This is a genomic window from Paenibacillus taihuensis (genome assembly GCF_003386535.1).
Lineage (GTDB): Bacteria > Bacillota > Bacilli > Paenibacillales > Paenibacillaceae > Paenibacillus_Z > Paenibacillus_Z taihuensis.
Genome location: NZ_QTTN01000020.1, coordinates 1 through 18,958, shown reverse-complemented (window position 1 = coordinate 18,958; position 18,958 = coordinate 1). Strand labels below are relative to the sequence as shown.

At 53.3% G+C, this 18,958-nt stretch carries 13 protein-coding genes; 7 read left to right on the top strand and 6 right to left on the bottom strand.

The window, feature by feature from the left end:
- Positions 1-72: 72 nt before the first annotated feature.
- Positions 73-1,209, top strand: coding sequence for a GntR family transcriptional regulator (locus A8990_RS16915; protein WP_116190229.1), 1,137 nt, complete (start codon positions 73-75; stop codon positions 1,207-1,209).
- An 84-nt stretch (positions 1,210-1,293) separates the two neighbouring features.
- On the opposite strand, the gene A8990_RS16910 is transcribed toward A8990_RS16915, so the two are convergent.
- Together A8990_RS16910 and ald are read right to left on the bottom strand one after the other, a co-directional pair.
- Complete coding sequence (locus tag A8990_RS16910; RefSeq protein WP_220376818.1) at positions 1,294-2,280, bottom strand: hypothetical protein; 987 nt, start codon at positions 2,278-2,280, stop codon at positions 1,294-1,296.
- Between the two features lie 507 nt (positions 2,281-2,787).
- Positions 2,788-3,921 carry an alanine dehydrogenase gene (ald, locus tag A8990_RS16905; RefSeq protein ID WP_116190228.1) on the bottom strand — a complete coding sequence of 378 codons (1,134 nt, stop codon included), beginning with the start codon at positions 3,919-3,921 and terminating at the stop codon, positions 2,788-2,790.
- 170 nt (positions 3,922-4,091) lie between these two features.
- Between ald and A8990_RS16900 the strand changes: the two genes are divergently transcribed.
- Positions 4,092-5,747: a PucR family transcriptional regulator gene (locus A8990_RS16900; protein ID WP_116190227.1), complete on the top strand. Its 1,656-nt coding sequence runs from the start codon at positions 4,092-4,094 to the stop codon at positions 5,745-5,747.
- A 444-nt stretch (positions 5,748-6,191) separates the two neighbouring features.
- Here A8990_RS16900 and A8990_RS16895 read toward each other — a convergent pair whose 3' ends face one another.
- The 3 genes from A8990_RS16895 to A8990_RS16885 all read right to left on the bottom strand — a co-directional run bounded on the left by A8990_RS16895 (position 6,192) and on the right by A8990_RS16885 (position 8,199).
- Positions 6,192-6,602: a LytTR family transcriptional regulator DNA-binding domain-containing protein gene (locus A8990_RS16895; RefSeq protein WP_116190226.1), complete on the bottom strand. Its 411-nt coding sequence runs from the start codon at positions 6,600-6,602 to the stop codon at positions 6,192-6,194.
- 212 nt (positions 6,603-6,814) lie between these two features.
- The gene (locus tag A8990_RS16890) at positions 6,815-7,240 is read right to left on the bottom strand and encodes a VOC family protein (RefSeq protein ID WP_116190225.1); all 426 of its coding nucleotides are present in this window, start codon (positions 7,238-7,240) and stop codon (positions 6,815-6,817) included.
- A gap of 92 nt (positions 7,241-7,332) precedes the next feature.
- Positions 7,333-8,199 carry a phytanoyl-CoA dioxygenase family protein gene (locus tag A8990_RS16885; RefSeq protein ID WP_116190224.1) on the bottom strand — a complete coding sequence of 289 codons (867 nt, stop codon included), beginning with the start codon at positions 8,197-8,199 and terminating at the stop codon, positions 7,333-7,335.
- A 105-nt stretch (positions 8,200-8,304) separates the two neighbouring features.
- Between A8990_RS16885 and A8990_RS16880 the strand changes: the two genes are divergently transcribed.
- The 4 genes from A8990_RS16880 (at position 8,305) to A8990_RS16865 (ending at position 14,610) form a co-directional block, all read left to right on the top strand.
- Entirely contained in the window at positions 8,305-9,087 is a 783-nt protein-coding gene (locus A8990_RS16880; RefSeq protein WP_116190223.1) for a helix-turn-helix transcriptional regulator, read from the top strand.
- 100 nt (positions 9,088-9,187) lie between these two features.
- Positions 9,188-9,748: an SGNH/GDSL hydrolase family protein gene (locus tag A8990_RS16875; protein WP_181909627.1), complete on the top strand. Its 561-nt coding sequence runs from the start codon at positions 9,188-9,190 to the stop codon at positions 9,746-9,748.
- A gap of 369 nt (positions 9,749-10,117) precedes the next feature.
- Complete coding sequence (locus A8990_RS16870) at positions 10,118-11,293, top strand: GntR family transcriptional regulator (RefSeq protein ID WP_116190221.1); 1,176 nt, start codon at positions 10,118-10,120, stop codon at positions 11,291-11,293.
- A 221-nt stretch (positions 11,294-11,514) separates the two neighbouring features.
- A complete protein-coding gene (locus tag A8990_RS16865) occupies positions 11,515-14,610 on the top strand; it encodes an alpha-mannosidase (protein ID WP_116190220.1) in 3,096 nt (1,031 codons plus the stop codon).
- Positions 14,611-14,691: 81 nt separating this feature from the next.
- Here A8990_RS16865 and A8990_RS16860 read toward each other — a convergent pair whose 3' ends face one another.
- Positions 14,692-15,633, bottom strand: coding sequence for an ArsR/SmtB family transcription factor (locus A8990_RS16860; RefSeq protein ID WP_116190313.1), 942 nt, complete (start codon positions 15,631-15,633; stop codon positions 14,692-14,694).
- Positions 15,634-15,793: 160 nt separating this feature from the next.
- Here A8990_RS16860 and A8990_RS16855 point away from each other — a divergent pair, with 160 nt between their 5' ends.
- Entirely contained in the window at positions 15,794-18,550 is a 2,757-nt protein-coding gene (locus A8990_RS16855) for a glycoside hydrolase family 2 protein (protein WP_116190219.1), read from the top strand.
- The last annotated feature ends 408 nt before the right edge of the window (positions 18,551-18,958 follow it).

The following is an 18,958-nucleotide window of genomic DNA, read 5'->3' as shown; positions in this document are numbered from 1 at the left end:
TGGAGCCCCTTCCAATGTATGCTATATTTGATATATCGTAGATAGGAAGTCCGAATTACTGGAGGATCCCTAATGAGTACAGATCGTGAACCGCTCTACATTCAAATTCAGAACCATTTCAAAGAAATCATAAGCTCTCGCCGGTTGAAGGAAGATGATCGGATCCCGACAGAGAAGGAGATATTGGAGCAATTCAACGTCAGCCGGCTGACGGTTGCCAACGCGATGAACGAGCTGGCCAGGGAAGGCTGGATTTATCGAATCCCAGGCAGGGGCAGCTATGTCAAAGGCATTCCGGAGACGTTCATCCCGAAGGAGAAAGCAGTCGCTGAAGCAGCTGCGCCTTCTATACCATCCCGCCCAAAGATCGGGCTCGTGTTCCCGTTCGTGAACGACTATTTCGCTATCCGACTCATTCGGGGAATCACGCAAGTACTCGAAAATAACGGTTACTCTTTGGTGCTTATGTTCACGTTTGACTCCAAGGAGAAGGAAAAAGAAGCGATTCGCGAGATGAAGGACGATGTAGAAGGGCTGATTATCTTCCCTGCCGATGCGGAAGTGTACAACGAGGACATCATTTCGCTGAAAATAGCCAACTACCCCTTTGTTCTTATTGATCGCTATTTGCCTGGCGTGGAAACGAACGCCGTGCACTCCGACAGCGGCACGGCGATGAAGATGGCAATCGACCATTTATGGAACTTGGGTCATCGCAACATCGCGATCTGCTCGGATTCCCCGCAGCTGACCGTGTCCGTCGACGACCGGATTAATGGCTATATCAATGCGCTCCGAGCAAAAGGCGCGATGATCAATCCCGCATTGTTCCTGACCGACTTTAGTGCCAAGCCGGGCGCAATCGATCCGGAGCATCCGTTATTTCGCTTCGTGAAGAATAAGCTGGCTACGGCATATATAGCTTTAAATGGCGACCTCGGTGTCCACATCTGGTCGGTGGCGAAGAAAGCAGGTCTTCAAGTGCCGGATGATCTGTCCATCGTGACGTTCGACAATCCGAGCCCGCACACGGAGTTCATCAGTCCATTCACGTATATTAATCAGTCGGAAGAAGAAATCGGCCAAGAGGCTGCGAGGCTGCTTCTCGACGTCATTAAGGCGAAGGGTCAGCCGGTGAAGCCGCAAAGAATCGTCATGCAGCCTGTGCTCGTCGCCGGAGAGACGACTGGCGCGCCGTCGAAGGTTTAATAACGGGTCATCAAAAAGGTCATCAAAAACCGTCAGGGAATCCCTGACGGTTTTCTTATTGAGCCGGGACAGGAAGCTTCCCGCTTATGCGTTGAAGTAGTAGATGAGCTCGCCGCTTTCCCCGCTGCCTGCACCTTCGGAGAATATGAACAGAGTGACGACGATACGCGTGACGCCGTTCAATGTGACTGTCGTGAAGGTCGGATTCGCGAAGGCGGTCGAGCCGTTCGGCGTGACCGGGTTGAGCTGCTCCGCATTGCCGGTCGAATAGTCATAGATGAAGCTGCGGAACGTGCCGAAGTTGTTCTTGGTGAATTGGCCTTCGATTAGACCGAAATCGTAGCCGCTATAGGTTAGTTTGCCATCCCGGTCGCCAATGTTGCCCGCCACGCCCCAATACAGTAAAGAGTTGTCGACGTTCGTCTGCGCGCTGGCAGTCCATGAATTGAAGTTCGCGAGTGTACCGCGTGCTTGGCGGTCGACGTCCCCATTCTTGAAATAGTGGAAACCGATGTCGACGCTTGTGCTGCTAGCGGAATAGAGGTTAGGCGTTCCTTCGGCGTAGTTAGATAATGTGCGGGGTACGTTGTAGCTCTTGGAAGTCGTGCCAGTCTGGAGGTTCGCCCAGGTGGTGTAGTAGGCGACCTTGATATGATTGTTCGGCTCCTGCTCCCAAGCGACGACATAACCGCCGTCCGATGCGACTTTGATTGTCGGCTGCGTCGCGTTGTTCCCTAATGAGCCGGCGAGCGACTTGACGAAGGTCCAATTCATGAGGTCCGTTGAAGTCGCAAGATTCACCTTGGCGACGCCGCTGGTGTACGTGTGATAAACCGCCAGGAACTGGCCGGACACCGCGGGGTTTGCAATGATTTTAGCTGTGTCCATCGTGTTGCCGAGATTGTCTTTGGCATTGAACTTTTTCGCGACCGCGCCAGTTACATTGTTGAGCTTCGTCTTGAGGGCGGCCCGCGCAGTGTCGGAAGGAGCGGCGAATGCTTGCGTGGTAAGGAGGACGAGGGATAAGACGGATAGTACAATAAAGCCGATTGTCTTTTTTGCTTTCATCATTTAACCTTCTTTCTTAGATTAGTTCGAAGCTTTAAATGACTTAAATGACATAAAATATATGTCTAATGCAAAAAGAATATATACCATTTCCTGAGTAAAGTAAATATGGGATTTAAAAAAGCCCTTCCGACTTCTTATGAAGAAGCGAAAGGGCCGAAGAGTGTGCTTGTCCGTTGCTAAGTAAGTCTGCTTTGATTAACGTCTTCTGTTCTGCTTAAACAATAATTTGACGCCCGTGTAAACGACGGCTGCGATCATGATTATCGTTAATGCTTGATAAAATAGATTGCTCCAATTCAAAGCGGTATCACTCCTAGTTGTAGTTGATGGGATTAATTATCGACGCATTCCATGTCTGTTATCCATTATAACGATTCATCCAGCCCCAACACAAAACCCCCTTGAGATCTCAAGGGGGTTTCGCATGGGGTTTAAAAAAATTGAAGATGAAGGGCTCTAGCTCTGAATATTTAAATCAGGTTCTGAAGCTGATTTAAAATCGGAATCTTATATGTGAACGGTATGCAGCTCCAGCACTTCAGCCAGAGGTGTATATGCATAACCAAGATCATCGGCTACAGCTTTGAATGTCACTTTGCCATCAATAATGTTCGTGCCGCTTTGCAGGGCAGGGCTGTCTTGAATGGCCTTAATCGCGCCTTTACGAGCGATTTGTACGGCGTAAGGCATCGTTGCGTTCGTCAATCCGACAGTGGAAGTCTGTGGCACTGCGCCTGGCATATTAGCTACGGCGTAATGAATGACGCCATGCTTCACATAAGTTGGATGATCATGCGTCGTAATGTGATCGATTGTCGCCACGTTGCCGCCTTGGTCGATCGCTACGTCTACGATAACAGCGCCGCGCTTCATCGTTTTGACCATGTCCTCGGAGACGAGTACAGGTGCTTTCGCGCCTGGAATAAGAACCGCGCAGATGAGCAGGTCAGCTTCGGCTACGCTGCGTGCGATATTGTGGCGATTGGAAACGAGCGTCTGCACTTGGTTGCCGAACAGTTCTTCCAACTGGCGAAGACGGTTCGCGCTAAGATCAAGAATCGTTACGTCCGCGCCAAGACCGATCGCGATCTTCGCTGCGTTAGTACCAACGACACCGCCGCCGATAATCGTAACTTTGCCTCTCGATACGCCTGGAATGCCGGAGAGCAGGATGCCGCGTCCGCCTTTGGAGCGTTCGAGCAGCTGCGAGCCGATTTGGGCTGCCATTCGGCCAGCCACTTCGCTCATCGGTGTGAGCAGCGGAAGCGTGCCGCCTTCTTTGACCGTTTCATAAGCGATTGCGGTTACTTTCGCGTCGACCAGCGCCTGAGCCAATGCCGGCTCTGCAGAAAGGTGCAAATAGGTGAAGAGAATGAGACCTTCTCGGAAATAGGGATATTCGCTCGGCAGCGGTTCCTTTACTTTCACGATCATATCCGCTTGCTGCCATACGGATGCGGCATCGGTCACAATAATGGCGCCGGATTGTGCGTACTCGGCGTCGGTAAAGCCGCTTTCGAGGCCCGCATTCGTCTCGACATAGACGGTATGTCCGTCCTGCACGAATTCATGCACACCATAAGGCGTCACGCCGACACGGCATTCATTGTTCTTCATTTCCTTCGGTACGCCAATCTTCATGATCGTCTCTCCTCGATTCGTAATAGGAACCTTCTTTGTTACCTTCATTATAGAATCAGCCGAAAGCTTATACATCGTACAAAACATCGAATGAATTGACGGTTTGATTGACAATTATGTATAGTTGGGCTAGGCATCATAGACAAAATGTCTAATCGGAGGGAAAAAATATGGACACAACGTTGAAATTCGATATTAGCCAGCTGCTGGCTAGGCCGATATTTCGCCCGGCGAAGCTCGTAGCCGGCCGGGAAGGGATGCATCGCCCCGTCGGCTGGGTGCATGTGCTTGAAATTACGAACGTGGCTCCATACGTGAGCCCGAACGATCTTATATTAACGACGGGACTGTGGCTGAAGCAAAATGAGCAGGAACGGTTCGCTTACATGAAGCAGCTGATTGACCAGCATGCGGCTGGATTATGCATCGAGATGGGCACCACGGTTGATGCCATTCCGAAGGAAATCGTAGAGCTGGCCGATCTGCACCATTTTCCGCTGATCTTGTTTGAACAGCCGGTCCGCTTCGTAGAAATTACGCAGGACATTCATGCGCTGCTCATTAACAGGCAGCATCAGTTCTTGAAGGAGCTTGAGGTGTACTCCCGTAAATTGCAGCGGCTAACGATCGAGAGCACGGGCATTGCGCAGATTTTGCGAGCTTTCCATGAGCAGTCCGGACGGCAGGTGCTCTACTTCTCGTCGCTCGATCACAGCAGCGTGCTCTATCCCGCGATGACCTCGAAGGCTTCGAGCCCGATATCGTCATTCCTGCAGCGGCAAATGGATGCCAGAGCGCTATCGGCCAAAGACGTCTCGGTACTGACCATGAATGCGCAGCAGCTCATCGTCGTTCAGCCGGTCATCTGCTTCGGGCAGACCTTCTCCTATGTCGGCATTTTGCTGCATAATAAGCCCGAAATTACGGAGTCGCTGACCTTGCTGCTCGATTACACGACCAAAGCCGTCGCGGCGATTACGCTGCGCACGGAGTTTCTCGAAGAGAAGCTGTCGCGGGACCATAACGAGTTTATCCTCGACATTATGAACAACCGGATCGAGAACGAGGATCAGGCGCAGGCGAGAATGGGGCTGCGGCAGCTGAGCAAAGGTGAGTATCTATTCGCCGGCGGCATCATCGAGATTCAGCATACGGCGGACATCGAGCCGATCACGATTGAGGCGGATAAGCAGGATTTGCTCATTCTAGTGAGGCAATTGCTCAAGAAGCACGGGCTGAACAGCTTGGTCATGATGCAAAATAACCGGATCTGCATGCTCTGCGCCAAAGAAGCGCTGCACAAAGACTCGCACGTGAACCTTCAAACGACGCTGCAGCGGCTTGTGGAAGAACTGAGAGAGTCGGCGCATGAGTCGCATGCTTCATCACTGAAGCTGTTCGCTGGCTTCGGCAAGCTGCGCGCGCAAATTTCGGAATCCTCGCGAAGCTACGAGGAAGCGCAGCAGGTGATTGACGTGGCGCGGAATGTGGCTGCCTATGAGAGCTGCATGTTCTATGACAGGCTGGGCGTCTATCAGCTGCTCAAGGCAGTGCCGAAGCTATCTTTTCTCGCTTCCTACGTGGAGGATCATTTAGGGGCGTTAATTGCATACGATCGGGAGCATCATCTGCAGCTTATTGAGACGCTGGATGTGTATTTTGCCTGCATGGGCTCCAAGCAGGAGACGGCCGCGCGGCTGAATATTCACAGGCAGACGCTCTATAATAGGTTGGACAAATTGGCGGTTCTGTTAGGGGAAGATTTTCTGGAGGCGGATAAACGCCGCTGCCTCGAAATGGCGCTCATGGCGTATAAATTGCGTTAAAATGGCGCGAATAGTGCTGCGAAGATCAGATTGCGTAGCTAAGATTAGGGATCCCTTCCGCACCTGCGCTATGTATACAGGTAAACGAGGTTAGCGGGGGCGGAGGCTGAAGTTTCTAAGGAACCGTACAAACCCTATTTGGTGATTTTTCGAGGGGAAACGGTGCTTTTGGAGTAAATAGTGTGTTTCCAGTTCCCGGCCACCTAGATCAGCGGCCTGTCAGGTGCCGCCTAGGTGAGCAACCCCAATGGCACTGGTTATTTCTACCGGGGCCAACGTCAGGGTTTGCGCTGGCGCGGAGCGACTCGTTCTGCGGAGTCTCTCTCGATCTCCGGAATCTCGATAAAAACGGCCCGAGAGAGGAGAAAAGCCTCTCTCCGAGCAAACAAAAAGCCGGTCCCCCCAGGGACCGGCTTTCCTACTTTCCTCGTTACTTCATCGCCATCAGGTGGTCGAAAGTCCGCCTGACAGATCGTTCCGTACGGAAGCTGAACCTTCCTTGGAACCTGGATTATTGATGAGCTTCTCCACCGATTTTAGATGCGCGCCGGATACAGGTGCGCTTGGCGAGTCGCTGTTAACAGGCTGACTTACAAAGTAAAGCCGCTGCTGCACGTCGTCGAAAAACTCGACTTGATCCATCTGCACAACATAACAGCGGTCCACTTTCTTGAACCCTTGTCCAACAAGAAAACGCTCATGCTCTTCAAAGGTTGAAATTTGACTGTAGAGTCCTTCTCTCGTCTGGTAGTAAACCTCTCCGCGGTAGCTGCGCATAAGAAGAACGTCTTCAAGATCAATAAAAACTATCTCAAATTCTTTTTTATTGAATCTCTTAACGACCGGAATCTTCATGTTACACGCCCTTCTTAAAATTTCTAGTTGGAATGACAGCACCACATGCGCGCCGACAACCTTCGTAGCTACAATTATAGCGTGTTTTTCCTCAATCTACCATGCGTATATTAAAGAAAATTTGACATTTTTTATATAAAAAACGGCTCATCCCGCAAAAGCTGCGTTCAGAGCCGTTTCTTCGCGCCGGCTGCGCCGGGCAGCGCAGGCGATTACTTGTTAGCGTGTGTGTAAACCTGCCAAGTTACGCCAAATTTATCGGTCAGTACCGCGTAGCCTGGGCTGAAGAACGTCTCGGCGAACGGCATTTGCACTTGGCCGCCTACTTGCAGCGCTTCATACATTTGGCGGGAACGGTCAAGATCCGTGGAAGAGATGCAAATTGTTACTTGGTTGCCGATCGCGAACGGCGAGCCTGGGAAATTGTCGGAGAACATCAGATCCGTTTCGCCAACGCGAACCATGGCGTGACCGACAAGACCTTTCGCTTCCTCTGGCAGCGGGAACTCCGGATTCTCCGGCATTTCGCCGAATGTTTGCATGAAGAGAACCTCTGCACCCATAGCCTCTTTATAAAATTCAATCGCTTCCTTCGTATTACCGTCCATCATCAGATACGGCTCCAACTTAAATGTCATTAATGATCGCTCCTTCGTTATAATTGGTAACTTGTCTCATTATTGCCGACAAGCTCATTATATTATAACGAACGTATGTTCGCAAATAGATTTTATTTTTGTGGAGAAGAGCCGTCCTGTTTGTTCGTTTCTTCGGCGAACGGACCGACCTGATTCCAAGCGTTTCCGTACGGATTGCCCCAGAATGGACGCACTGGCAGCCATACCGTGCCGACATCGCAGCGCACGACGCCTTGCTTCGTTCCGCAGATCAGCATGCCGGTATCGTCGAAGATCGTATCCGCCATTTGATAGGCATCATCCGCCCGGTAAGAGAATACGATACCTCTACGCGGTTTGCCCGACAAATTCGCAGCGGAGCCATGCAGCGTCAGGCAGTGGTGGATGCTGATCCCGCCTGCCCGCGGCGTCACGTCAACGACCTCATATTCATCGCTCGTCCAATAGCGGTTCTCCTGGCATTCCGGCGTGAAGGAGCCATTCTTCTCATGGCTCAGCAGTCCGAAGCGGTGGCTGCCCTTAACCATGCTCATGCAGCCGTTCTCCGGCGTCGCATCGTCAAGCATCACCATAACGGACAGCAGATCTGAATTCGTATGCGGGTAGAAGGCGTAATCCTGATGCCATGGGAAGATGCCGCGGCCCTTCGATGGTGGTTTCGTTGCTAACTTGGAATGCTGCAGTTGAATGTTTGGACCGATTAGGGGAATGATTTTCTGAACGATAGCGGGGTGTTTGGCGAGACGAAGAATGGCTGGATGAAGCGCCGTAATGCCTAACGAGTGGACAGTGCTGTTCTCATAATCCTGCTGGGAACGCAGCATCGTAATCTGCGCGCTTTCGCATGCTTCACGCAATTCCTCGACTTCCTCGGGCGTTAGTACATCATCCATAAACAAGAAGCCGTCCTTATTGTAGTCCTCGATTTGCTGCGGGCTGAGACCGATTTGGTTAATCAATCGAAATCCCTCCAATGCAAGGTTAATTACCTGCTTCTACTTTACGTGGGAGAGGGGGATATGCGATATATGGATTAGGTGAATTAATATCAGGATCTGGCGAAAATGGGGGCAGGTTCCGTGAACGGCAAGCTGGAGTTCTTCTATTACAGCTCGTATGAAGGAGATACATATGTCGATTTCCACAATCATCAGTGCTATGAGCTGGTCTATTATGCGGCGGGGCTCGGTCAGATGAACTTGAACGGGAGTCTGCTGGATTACGTGCCAGGGAGCATGACGCTGACAAGGCCGTTATATACGCATGATGAGCGGCATGATACGGAGACGGAGGTGCTCTTCTTCGGCTTTGCCTATGACGATTACCCGATTTCGCTTGCGAATGGACTCTACTTCGATAACGAGTCCAAAGAAATGCTCTGGCTGCTAGAGCGAATGCGAGAAGAGCTGCTGGGCGGGAAGCCGCACTATATGGAGAGGCTGAACCTGATGGTGAACGAGGCTGTCATTCTGCTGGCGCGGTTCGACTCTGCAGGCGCATCGAAGCGGGCGAAGGAGAACGCGGCGGACAAACTATTTTTCGCGAGAAGGTACATTGACGAGAACTTCAACCGGCCGATTAACATACGGACGCTGTCGGAAATATCCGGCTACAGCCAGGACCACTTCCGTCATCTGTTCAAGGAAGTGACGGGGATGTCCCCGGGCAATTATCTGCTGCGCCGCAGGTTGGAGCAGAGCCGGAACCTGCTGCTTAGCACTGAGCTGGCGGTCAGCGATATCGGCGCGGATTGCGGCTTCTCGACGACTTCGCAGTTCATTCAATTGTTCAAGCAGCAGCTCGGTGCCACACCGCTTCAATATCGTCTCATGCAGCGGAAGGAGTAGGATGTACGACTCGCGAAATGAAAGGAATGAACGGCATAAACATTCACGATATTCGTAAGGGGAATGGATATGGCAATGGCAGAGAAAGAGCGTTATTTGCGTGACCGTGCCTGCGGGATACTTCGCGACGCCGGTTGTGGATACATTTAACGCCTACCCGCATTTGCTGCACCGGAGGCTGAAGGAACAGTTTCCTTTTGCCGTGGCGAATGTCATCGTTACAGCGATCGGAGGCGAGCATGCCGTCCGTGGAGCGGAAAGGTTCGAGCGTGATGTCTTGTCGATACGCCCTGACGTTGTCACGATTTATTATGCACTGAATGACCGGGGCAGCGGCTTGGGGGCGGCTCATGCAGCGTGGTGCACAATGATTGAACAATCGCTGGCGGTTGGGAGCAAAATCATTCTGTTAACGCCGACTTGGGAGACGTCTTACCGTGACCCGTCGAGCGAGAGCTGGAAGCAGCTATGCGCACATCGGGAGCAGGTTGTGAGCTTGGCTGAGCAGTATGAAGTCGGGCTTGTGGACAGCTTTGGCTTGTTCGCAGCGTATGCGTCAAACGGCAGTGATCCGTCCGACCTGTTGTCCTGGTCCAATCATCCGAACAGGCGCGGGCATGAGCTCGTTGCAGGTGACCTCCTCCGGTGGTTTGTGTATTAATCCGGACTTATCCACTGATTTATCCCCATAGCCCACACCATGTAATACGCAGAAGTGTTAATATTTTCGCACCTGTAAACATATCCACACCCCCAGTTATCCACATATGAATAGCGTGCTAGTCCGATAGAAATACGCTTATTCTTGCAGTCTGACTCTTAAGTAGGAGAAGGCTTACAAGAGCTAATTAGTCATTACCCCATATTTGTCTAAAATTGACGAAATTTCTATCAGTTAAGGCTAAAACTCTGCTACTATGAAGAGAGATGAAAGATGCAATAGAAAAATTCTAAAATTTTTTTAAAGCATTATCCTTCAGGATATACTATATTGAATATATATTAATATTCAGAATGAGTGGTGGCTTTAATGAACGCTATGGATCGGGTACCGCTGTATCAGAAGATTCAAGATTATATTCGCAGCCTGATCAGCTCGAACGGTCTCAAGGAAGGCGATCGCATTCCGACCGAGAAGGAGCTTATGGAGCGCTTCAACGTGAGCAAGATTACCGTTGTTAATGCGCTTACTGGCTTAGCTAATGAGAATGTCATCACGCGGGTGCCGGGAAGAGGAAGCTTCGTTAGCGGGCAAGCAGGAGAAGCGGTTGCGGCGGAGACAAGGCCGACGGCAGTGAGCAATGCGACAGTCCGCCATGAGCCGGTGACTCAGGCGAGCACGAAGTCAGGGATTATCGGGCTCATTCTGCCCTCGATCTATGATTATTTTGCCGCACGGCTGACACAGGGCGTACAGAATGCCCTCATGGAGAAGGGCTACCGGACCGTGATTATGCTCTCGAACAGCGTGCTGTCGGTGGAGAATGAAGCGATTCAGACGCTGATGGAGATGGGCGCAGAAGGAATGCTGATCTTCCCTGTGGACGAGGAGCAGTACAATGTCGAGATTCTTGGCATGAAGCTGTCCAATTATCCATTCATTCTGATCGACCGTTATTTGCCTGGCGTGGAGACGCATTATATAGCCGGGGACGGTCGTGCAGGAGCAGAACTTGCAGTCGATCATCTGTGGGAGCTGGGTCACCGGGAAATTGCCATCTGTTCGGACTCGCCGATCCAGACGGTGACGGTGCAGGAGCGGATTCAAGGATACATGGACGCGCTGAAGAAGAAAGGCGCGCTCATTAATCCGGCGCATATTATTACCGAGTTCTCTCCGGTCTCGGAGGTCGAGGAGAAGCATCCGTTGTATCGGTATATTCGCAATCGAATGGCAACGGCGTATATTACGCTCAACAGCAAGCTCGGCATGCAGGTGTATCGGGCTGCGCGTCAGTGCGGGCTCTCGGTGCCGGACGATCTGTCGATTGTCAGCTTCGATGATCCGACCTCGATTGCAGAGGATATGAGTATATTTACGCATGTGAAGCAGTTCGAGTACGAGATTGGCTATAAGGCAGCGAACAAGCTGATTGAGGTTATTAATGACAAGCAAGCGTCGGAGCATAAGTATAGCAAAATGATCATGAAGCCTGAGCTTGTTGTACGGCAGTCGACAGGTCCGCTGAAGTCGAACGATAAGTAAGTTATGGTGCGTGGAGCGAGCGGTGCAAGTGGCGCGGAAAAAGGAAAGAACCTTTCTAGAAAAAGTAGAAAGGTTCTTTTTTATTTAATAATACATATTGAATATATATTGGATATGTATTATATTATTATACACAACAATGTAAACGTTTACTAAATCCTGCTCCAGGTTTGGATGGACAAATCTAGGACAGTGCAGCTGCTGCAGAAAAGGAGACTCGGATGCCATACGAAACAATTAAGTTCGATCAGATGCGGTCTATGCTTGGGCGACTGGAGGAACATATCTACCGTCCGCTCTCGACATTAGCGGTTACAGCTTGGGTGACGAAGGAGCCTGTCCCGTATGCGGAGCGAATGTCCGGCAGACAGTTGGATGTAGCGGCTGGAGTTCGGTGGGGCGAGCTGTGGGACTGCGCATGGTTTCATTTTGCAGGGCAAGTACCGGAAGAAGCGCGCGGTGCCAAAATTGTTCTGTTGATCGATGTGAACGGGGAGCTGTGCTTGGTCGATGAAGCAGGTTCGCCGGTGCAGGGCCTGACGAACATTAACTCGGAGTTCGACTACTCGCTCGGCTTGCCTGGCAAACGGGTTGTCCACATCAGCGAATCGTCCGCTGGGGATGAGGTTATTGATCTGTGGGGCGATGCGGGCTGTAACGATCTGTTCGGCCGTTATCGCAGCGGCACGCTCAAGGAAGCGGTCATCGCGATCTGCCGCGAGAACGTTCGCCAGCTCTACTACGATGCCGAGGTGCTGCTGGAAACCGCCGAGAAGCTGCCGCAAGGCTCCGCGCGCAAGGAGAAGATCGCTCATGCGCTCTACGAGGTGACGCTCGTGCTTACGGAGCTGACTGATGAGCGCATCGCGAAGGCAAGCGCGCTGCTCGGCGAGCAGCTGGCGAAGCGGGGCGGAGATCCGGCGCTGACGATCAGCGCGATCGGCCATGCGCATATCGATCTCGCGTGGCTGTGGCCGATCCGCGAGACGATCCGCAAGGGAGCGCGGACGTTCTCGACGGCGCTGGCGATGATGGAGCGCTATCCGGATTATGTGTTCGGCGCGAGTCAACCGCAGCTGTACGAGTGGATGAAGACGCACTATCCTGCGCTGTATGCGCGTGTGAAGGAGCGCGTGAAAGAAGGACGCTGGGAGCCGCAAGGCGCGATGTGGGTCGAGTCGGACACGAATGTGCCTGGCGGGGAAGCGCTCGTCCGGCAGGTTCTATACGGCAAGCGGTATTTCATGCAGGAGTTCGGGCAAGAGATGAAGACGCTGTGGATGCCCGACGTGTTCGGCTACACCGCGGCGCTGCCGCAGATCTTGAGCAAATCCGGCGTCGACTACATGATGACGCAGAAGCTGTCATGGAGCACCTATAACCGCCATCCGCACCACACGTTCATGTGGGAAGGGATCGACGGCTCCAAGGTGCTGACGCATATGCCGCCGGAGGACACATACAACAGTCCGGCTGCGCCGCGTTCGATTGTGAAGGCGGAGTCGGAATACCTCGATAAGAATATTTCCGACCACTGCCTCATGCTGTTCGGCATTGGCGACGGCGGCGGCGGTCCGGGCGAAGAGCATCTGGAGCGGCTTGCGCGGGAGAAGAACTTGCTTGGACTCAGTCCGGTCGTGCAGGAGCCATCCGCGGTGTTCTTCGAGAAGCTCGCCGAGAAGCAGGCGAGCTACCAAACATGGCGCGGAGAGCTGTACCTGGAGAAGCATCAAGGGACGCTGACGAGCCAAGCGCGGAACAAGCGGTATAATCGCAAGCTGGAGAAAGCGCTGCGCGAGCTGGAATTCGCCGCGGTGTTGGCACGTGTCGTGTGCGGCGTCTCTTATCCGCAGGCTGAGCTTGAGGAAATCTGGAAGGAAGTGCTGCTGTACCAGTTCCATGACATTCTTCCGGGCTCGTCCATTAAGCGGGTGTACGATGAATCGCTGGAGCGGTATGCGGTGCTGCTGGATCGAGTTGAAGCGTTGATTGCTGAACGGTATGAGGCAATTGCGAAGCGGCAATCGTCTTCGCCGGTCGCGGTTGCAGCCGGTGCGAGTGCTGCGGCTTCGGAATCGGCTTCCTCGGCAGTAGCCGGTGAAGCGCTCACGGTATTCAACTCGTTGCCGTGGGAGCGTACCGAATGGCTGGAGCGCGAAGGTGGAAGCTGGCAGCGTGTGACGGTTCCGGCGATGGGTATCGCGGCAACGGAATCGGTGTCGACGGCATCGGTCGCAACGGTAAGTGTGCCAGAATCGCCAAGCGTGTGCATGGACGATCGCAGCATGGAGAACGAGCTGCTGAAGGTTGCTTTTGGCGCTGATGGCGCGATCGTATCCGTCTTCGATAAGGAGCACAAGCGCGAGGTTATCGCGGCTGGCCAGAGCGCGAATCTGCTGCAGGTGTACGACGACAAAGGCGATGCGTGGGACTTCCGCCAAGATTATCGCGAGACCGGCGGCATGGCGCTCAAGCTGATCGAGACGTCATCCTTCGAGTCCGGCCCGTCGGCAGGTGTTATACACTGTTATCAATTCGGCGAGTCTGTCATCATTCAGAAGGTTACGCTGACAGAGGGCAGCCGGCGTATCGACTTCGTGACGACGGTCGACTGGAAGGAAACGGAGAAGATGCTCCGCACCTCCTTCCCGCTGAACGTCCGTTCGGAGCGCGCCGCTTGTGAAATTCAGTTCGGATATTTGAACCGTCAGACGCACCGCAACACGATGTGGGATTATGCCAAGGATGAGATTTGCGCGCATCATTATGTGGACCTGTCCGAGCCAAGCTACGGCGCAGCGCTGCTTAATGATTGCAAATACGGCTACCGCGCCGAGGGAAGCACGCTCGATCTGAACTTGCTGCGCAGCTCGACACATCCGGATCCGGAAGCGGATAAGGCGGAGCATATGTTCACGTATTCGCTTTACCCGCATGCCGGAGATCATGTTGCGGCTGAGGTATATAAACAAGGCTACGAGCTGAACGTACCGCTCCGAACAGCGCGCGCCGCAGGTGACGCGGCTAACGATCAGTCCGCGTCGGCGCGTTCTTTCTTCCAGCCGGCTCATGCGAATGTGATGATCGAGGCAGTGAAGAAAGCAGAGGACAGTGACGCGATCATTGTTCGCCTGTATGAAACAAGCGGTACCTCCGTGCAATCGGCGCTTCGCGTTGGCCTTCCAGTGGAGGAAGCGTGGCTGACCGATCTAATGGAGAACAAGCAAGAGCAACTGGAAGCTGTCGATGGCAGCCTTCCGCTCGCGTTTGCGCCATTCGAGATCAAGACTGTACAGCTGATTATTCCATCGGAGTAAGCGGAATAAAATACGAAAGCGCAAGGGGCGTCCGAGTACGCTCCTTGCGCTTATTTGCAGTTGCTCTTGTTATCACAAGCGCTAGTCCGAATAGCGAATAAACGACAGCAGCAGGTCCTGCCGGTGGTCGCCGAAGTTAGTGCCGAACAGGTTCAGACCGCGGCAGTTCACCGCATCCTCAGCCACCTCAATGCGTACGCGAATCGGCTTGTTGTACTGCAGACCAAGCGATTCGATCGTCACGGCGGAGGAGGCAGTGCCGTTCACTTGGCTGCCTGCAGCGGTGATGCGCCACTCGGTAAGCTGGCCGTATTCGGTGCCGCTCCATTTGTCCGGCGTCAGCTTGCCTTTGCGGTCGCCGAGGTCGCCGGGACTTGTGAATACGCCGACGAGCTGATCGTTGATGTACAGCGAGATGTCCGAAGGCCAGTCCATCTGGAAGTGAGGCGCTTCCGAGCAGAGCTCCGCGCTGAACCATAGCTCATCAATCGTGACGCCAGGCGGCATCGGATTGGCGAAGTAATACTCAATATATCCCGCGCCGGAGAACCAGAGCAGCGCAGCATCGACTCGCTCCGGCAAATAAAAGACGCGCGGATCGTCGACGGAACCGACATGGGCGCCGTCTCGCGTCGCGATGCCGCAGGTTGGTTCGATCGAGCAGTGCGCATACATGCCGATCGGCATATGCAGCTCCTCCGTGCGATGCAGCCCTTCGCCGAGCTTGACTGGCAGCTCGAGCAGAATGGAGCGTCCGGTGACGGAGCATATCTTTTCCCGGTTCGCGCCGGTCGTGGATGTGACGAGCTCTACGCTTTCAAGAATTTGCACGTTAATGGAGATTGTCGGCTGCGCTACGCCAAGCGCTTCCGCCAGCTGGCTGACGCTCATCGACTTCTCGCCGAGCGCCTCCAGAATGCGCACCCGAACATCGCCGGAGAGCGCTTTGGCCACATCGACTATGCGGGAAGAGGGGTATCTGATCGTATCCTTCGTACTCGTATCTTGTTTGATTTCGCTCATTGGCTTCACTTAACCAGCCCTTCGACAGTCATCATAGTTATAGAAGTAGTGTACCCGATAATCGCAATATTGTAAAAGTGTAATATATATATTGATTAAACTATATACTGGTGCTAAAATGGGGGCAAATCCACTTTAAGGGAAGGTTGTGCTATACGCAATGACTGCACAAGCATTAACGTCTGCATTGAAACAGATTCCTCGTCCTGAATATCCGCGTCCCGACTGGGAGCGCGGGGAATGGCTCAATTTGAACGGAACATGGGATTTCCGTCTCGATACTTCGGCTGAAGCTGAAAACGGTTTCGAGGCACCTGCGGGTGATTTTGACAGTGAAATTATTGTGCCTTTCTCTTGGGCAAGCCCGCTGTCGGGAATTGGCCGCGGCGAGCGCGGTACGGGCTTGTACAAGAAGAGCGTGACCTGGGCGCCAGCGGTGAGCGGATCGCGTGTGTTCCTGCGCTTCGGTGCCGTTGATTACCGCTCTGAGGTTTGGGTGAATGGCGCGCATATTGGCTCGCACACTGGCGGTTACGGCGACTTCGAGTTCGATGTTACGGCTGTGTGGCGGACGGATGCAGCGAATACGATTATCGTAAGTGCAACGGATTACGACCATGATTATCAAGCGCGCGGGAAGCAGGGTTACGGGGAAATCCGCGGCATCTGGCAGCCGGTATGGCTGGAGGCGCGTTCGCAATCTTATATTCAATCTGCAAAATTCGCGACAGCTATTGATGGCACGATTAGCGTAAAAGCTGTCATTGTGGCTGGCGAAGCGGGAGAAGCGAGCTTGCAGTTCAGCTTTGCTGACGGCGCTGTGCGGCATGCTTTCACTGCGGCGCTCGTGGAAGGCGAGAACGAAGTGAGCACTTCTTTTGTCGTGAGTGATCCGCAGCTGTGGAGTCCGGAGACGCCTCATCTGTATGAGGGAACGATTACGCTGTCTGGTACTGCTGCTGTTTCCGATGATGTGGTATCCACTTATTTCGGCATTCGTGAAGTCGGCACCGCGTTGTTCGGCGATCGGAATTACCGCTGGATTACGCTCAACGGCAAGCCGATCTATATCAATGGTACGCTGGATCAGTCATATCATCAGACGGGCTATTTTACGTATCCGACGGATGACGAGATGCAGGATGAGATTTATTTGCTGAAGCGGCTGGGGCTTAATTTTGTCCGGATTCATATCAAACCGGAGGAGCCGCGCAAGCTGTACTGGGCGGATAAGCTTGGCATGCTTGTGATGGAGGATATGCCATGCTTCTGGGGCAATCCGGACGAGACGGCTAGAGCGTCTTACGAGAGCGAATCCAGAGAGATTATCGAGCGCGACTATAACCATCCATCGATTATATCCTGGGTGATGTTCAACGAGACGTGGGGACTGAAGACGAATGCAAAAGATTCCAGCTTAACGTCGCAATCGTTCGCGCCGCACAATTATTTGCCGGAGACGCAGGAGTGGGTCAGAGGGATGTATCGCTGGGCGAAGCAGCTAGATCCGACGCGGATCGTCGAGGATAACTCGCCTTGCAACTACGACCATGTGGAATCGGACTTGAATACATGGCATTTTTATATCAACGGCTATGAGCAGCTTCGTGCGCATGTGACGGAGATTGTAGAGAAGACGTATCCGGGCTCGGGCTTCAACTACATCGACGGCAATGTTCAAGGCGATGCGCCGCTGATGAACAGCGAGTGCGGCAACGTATGGGGCTTCACGAACGGAGCAGGCGACAGCGATCTCGCTTGGCACTACTGGTACATGATGAATGAATTCCGCCGCCATGACAAAATGTGCGGATTCGTCTTCACGGAGTTCCGCGACGTGACGAATGAGTTCAACGGCTATTACCGGCTGAACGGCACGGATAAGCATTTTGGCTATGAAGAGCTGGTGCCTGGCATGTCGCTGGCGGATCTGCATACGCCGGACTTTATCGTCGTCGACGGACCACCGTGCAAGACGGTGCAGGCTGGCGAGCAAGTTGCGGTATCGCTGCTGGCGTCGAGCTTCTCCGATTCGTATCACGGGCAGCAGCTCACGCTTGCGTGGGAGCTGACGTACGACAACCTCGGCGTGCGCGTGACGGGTGAGCGCGGTGGCGTGGAACTGGCTTGGGGCGGCTACGGCGTGAAGCCGATTGAAGCGCCAATCGTAGTGAATATGCCGAAGCAGGATGCGGTTGCGGTATTGGCAATTCGTCTTGTTGATGCGGCTGGCCGCGTCGTGACGCGCAACTTCACGACGTTCGACGTGCGCAGCGGCGTGGACGGCGGCGTGTATGAGGCGGAAGGACAGTTCCTGCAGGTGCCGGTGACTGGCTTCGAATCGCATAGCTTCCCGTTCCAGTGGAATTCCATTCAGGAAGGCAAAACAAGCGGCGGTTCGGAAGGGGAGTTCGTGTATGATGTGGAGTTGCCGAGCGTAGAAGAGCAGGGCGCCATCCATCATATCGAGATTGCTTTCGAAGCGAGCGCGAAGCGTCTGCTTGCCCGCAACGTCGAAGGTGCGCGTGACCGTGCGCACGGCATCGACTTCATGCACGGTGCCAACGCGAACGTGGAGTACAACAGCAATACGTACTATATGACGGATGATGAGCTGCATCCGTCGCAAATTGCGGTGAGCATCGACGGCGAGCAGGTCGGCGTGTTCATGCTGCCGGATGATCCAGCCGATAGCCGCGGTGTGCTTTCGTGGCAATATCAAGAGATCTACAACAAGCTCGACGACGCCGGCTCGTTCGGCTACCTGTGCCGCATTGCGGTGCCAAGCCGCATCGCAATCAAGCTGAACCGCAGCCGCAGCTTCAAGCTCGCGATCGCCGCGGATCGGGGCGGCGTGGCGCTGTACGGCCGCAACGCTGGGCGGTATCCGTTTGATATTTTGGTGCGGGTGAAGTAGGGTTTGGTTTTAAGTGGTGAGTGAAAGAGGGTCCCTTGGGGATCCTCTTTTGTTGTGTGCCACGCATGGCGATTAACTAGGCGGTGAAAGTCCGCTGTGGGGGCTTGTAGTTGCCAACCACTAGCCAAGAGCAAGGGTGTCCATTGTGAGGTGGAATCTGAAGGAAGCTGGAGGCAAAATTCCGACCCGAGGAACACGAATATCATCAGGCATAGGACACGGGACGAGTTTGCAACACATAACGAAGTCCAATTAACTACACGGACGTGCCAATGTAAATGATGCGGGTGCATGGAAGGAAAGTGAATCGTCTTACCGTGGGAGGTCTCATGGACGTGAGGAGATTCATTTCGAATTACGGTTGAAACAAGATTTATCATGAGAAGTCAGCAGACGCCATAGTACGCT

Excerpts from the sequence above, each read along its gene's own strand:
- A8990_RS16915 (WP_116190229.1), top strand. The coding sequence starts at position 73 with ATGAGTACAGATCGTGAACCGCTCTACATTCAAATTCAGAACCATTTC.
- A8990_RS16865 (WP_116190220.1), top strand. The coding sequence starts at position 11,515 with ATGCCATACGAAACAATTAAGTTCGATCAGATGCGGTCTATGCTTGGG.
- A8990_RS16860 (WP_116190313.1), bottom strand. The coding sequence starts at position 15,633 with ATGAGCGAAATCAAACAAGATACGAGTACGAAGGATACGATCAGATAC.
- A8990_RS16900 (WP_116190227.1), top strand. The coding sequence starts at position 4,092 with ATGGACACAACGTTGAAATTCGATATTAGCCAGCTGCTGGCTAGGCCG.
- A8990_RS16895 (WP_116190226.1), bottom strand. The coding sequence starts at position 6,602 with ATGAAGATTCCGGTCGTTAAGAGATTCAATAAAAAAGAATTTGAGATA.
- A8990_RS16880 (WP_116190223.1), top strand. The coding sequence starts at position 8,305 with ATGGGGGCAGGTTCCGTGAACGGCAAGCTGGAGTTCTTCTATTACAGC.
- ald (WP_116190228.1), bottom strand. The coding sequence starts at position 3,921 with ATGAAGATTGGCGTACCGAAGGAAATGAAGAACAATGAATGCCGTGTC.
- A8990_RS16910 (WP_220376818.1), bottom strand. The coding sequence starts at position 2,280 with ATGATGAAAGCAAAAAAGACAATCGGCTTTATTGTACTATCCGTCTTA.
- A8990_RS16855 (WP_116190219.1), top strand. The coding sequence starts at position 15,794 with ATGACTGCACAAGCATTAACGTCTGCATTGAAACAGATTCCTCGTCCT.
- A8990_RS16870 (WP_116190221.1), top strand. The coding sequence starts at position 10,118 with ATGAACGCTATGGATCGGGTACCGCTGTATCAGAAGATTCAAGATTAT.
- A8990_RS16890 (WP_116190225.1), bottom strand. The coding sequence starts at position 7,240 with ATGACATTTAAGTTGGAGCCGTATCTGATGATGGACGGTAATACGAAG.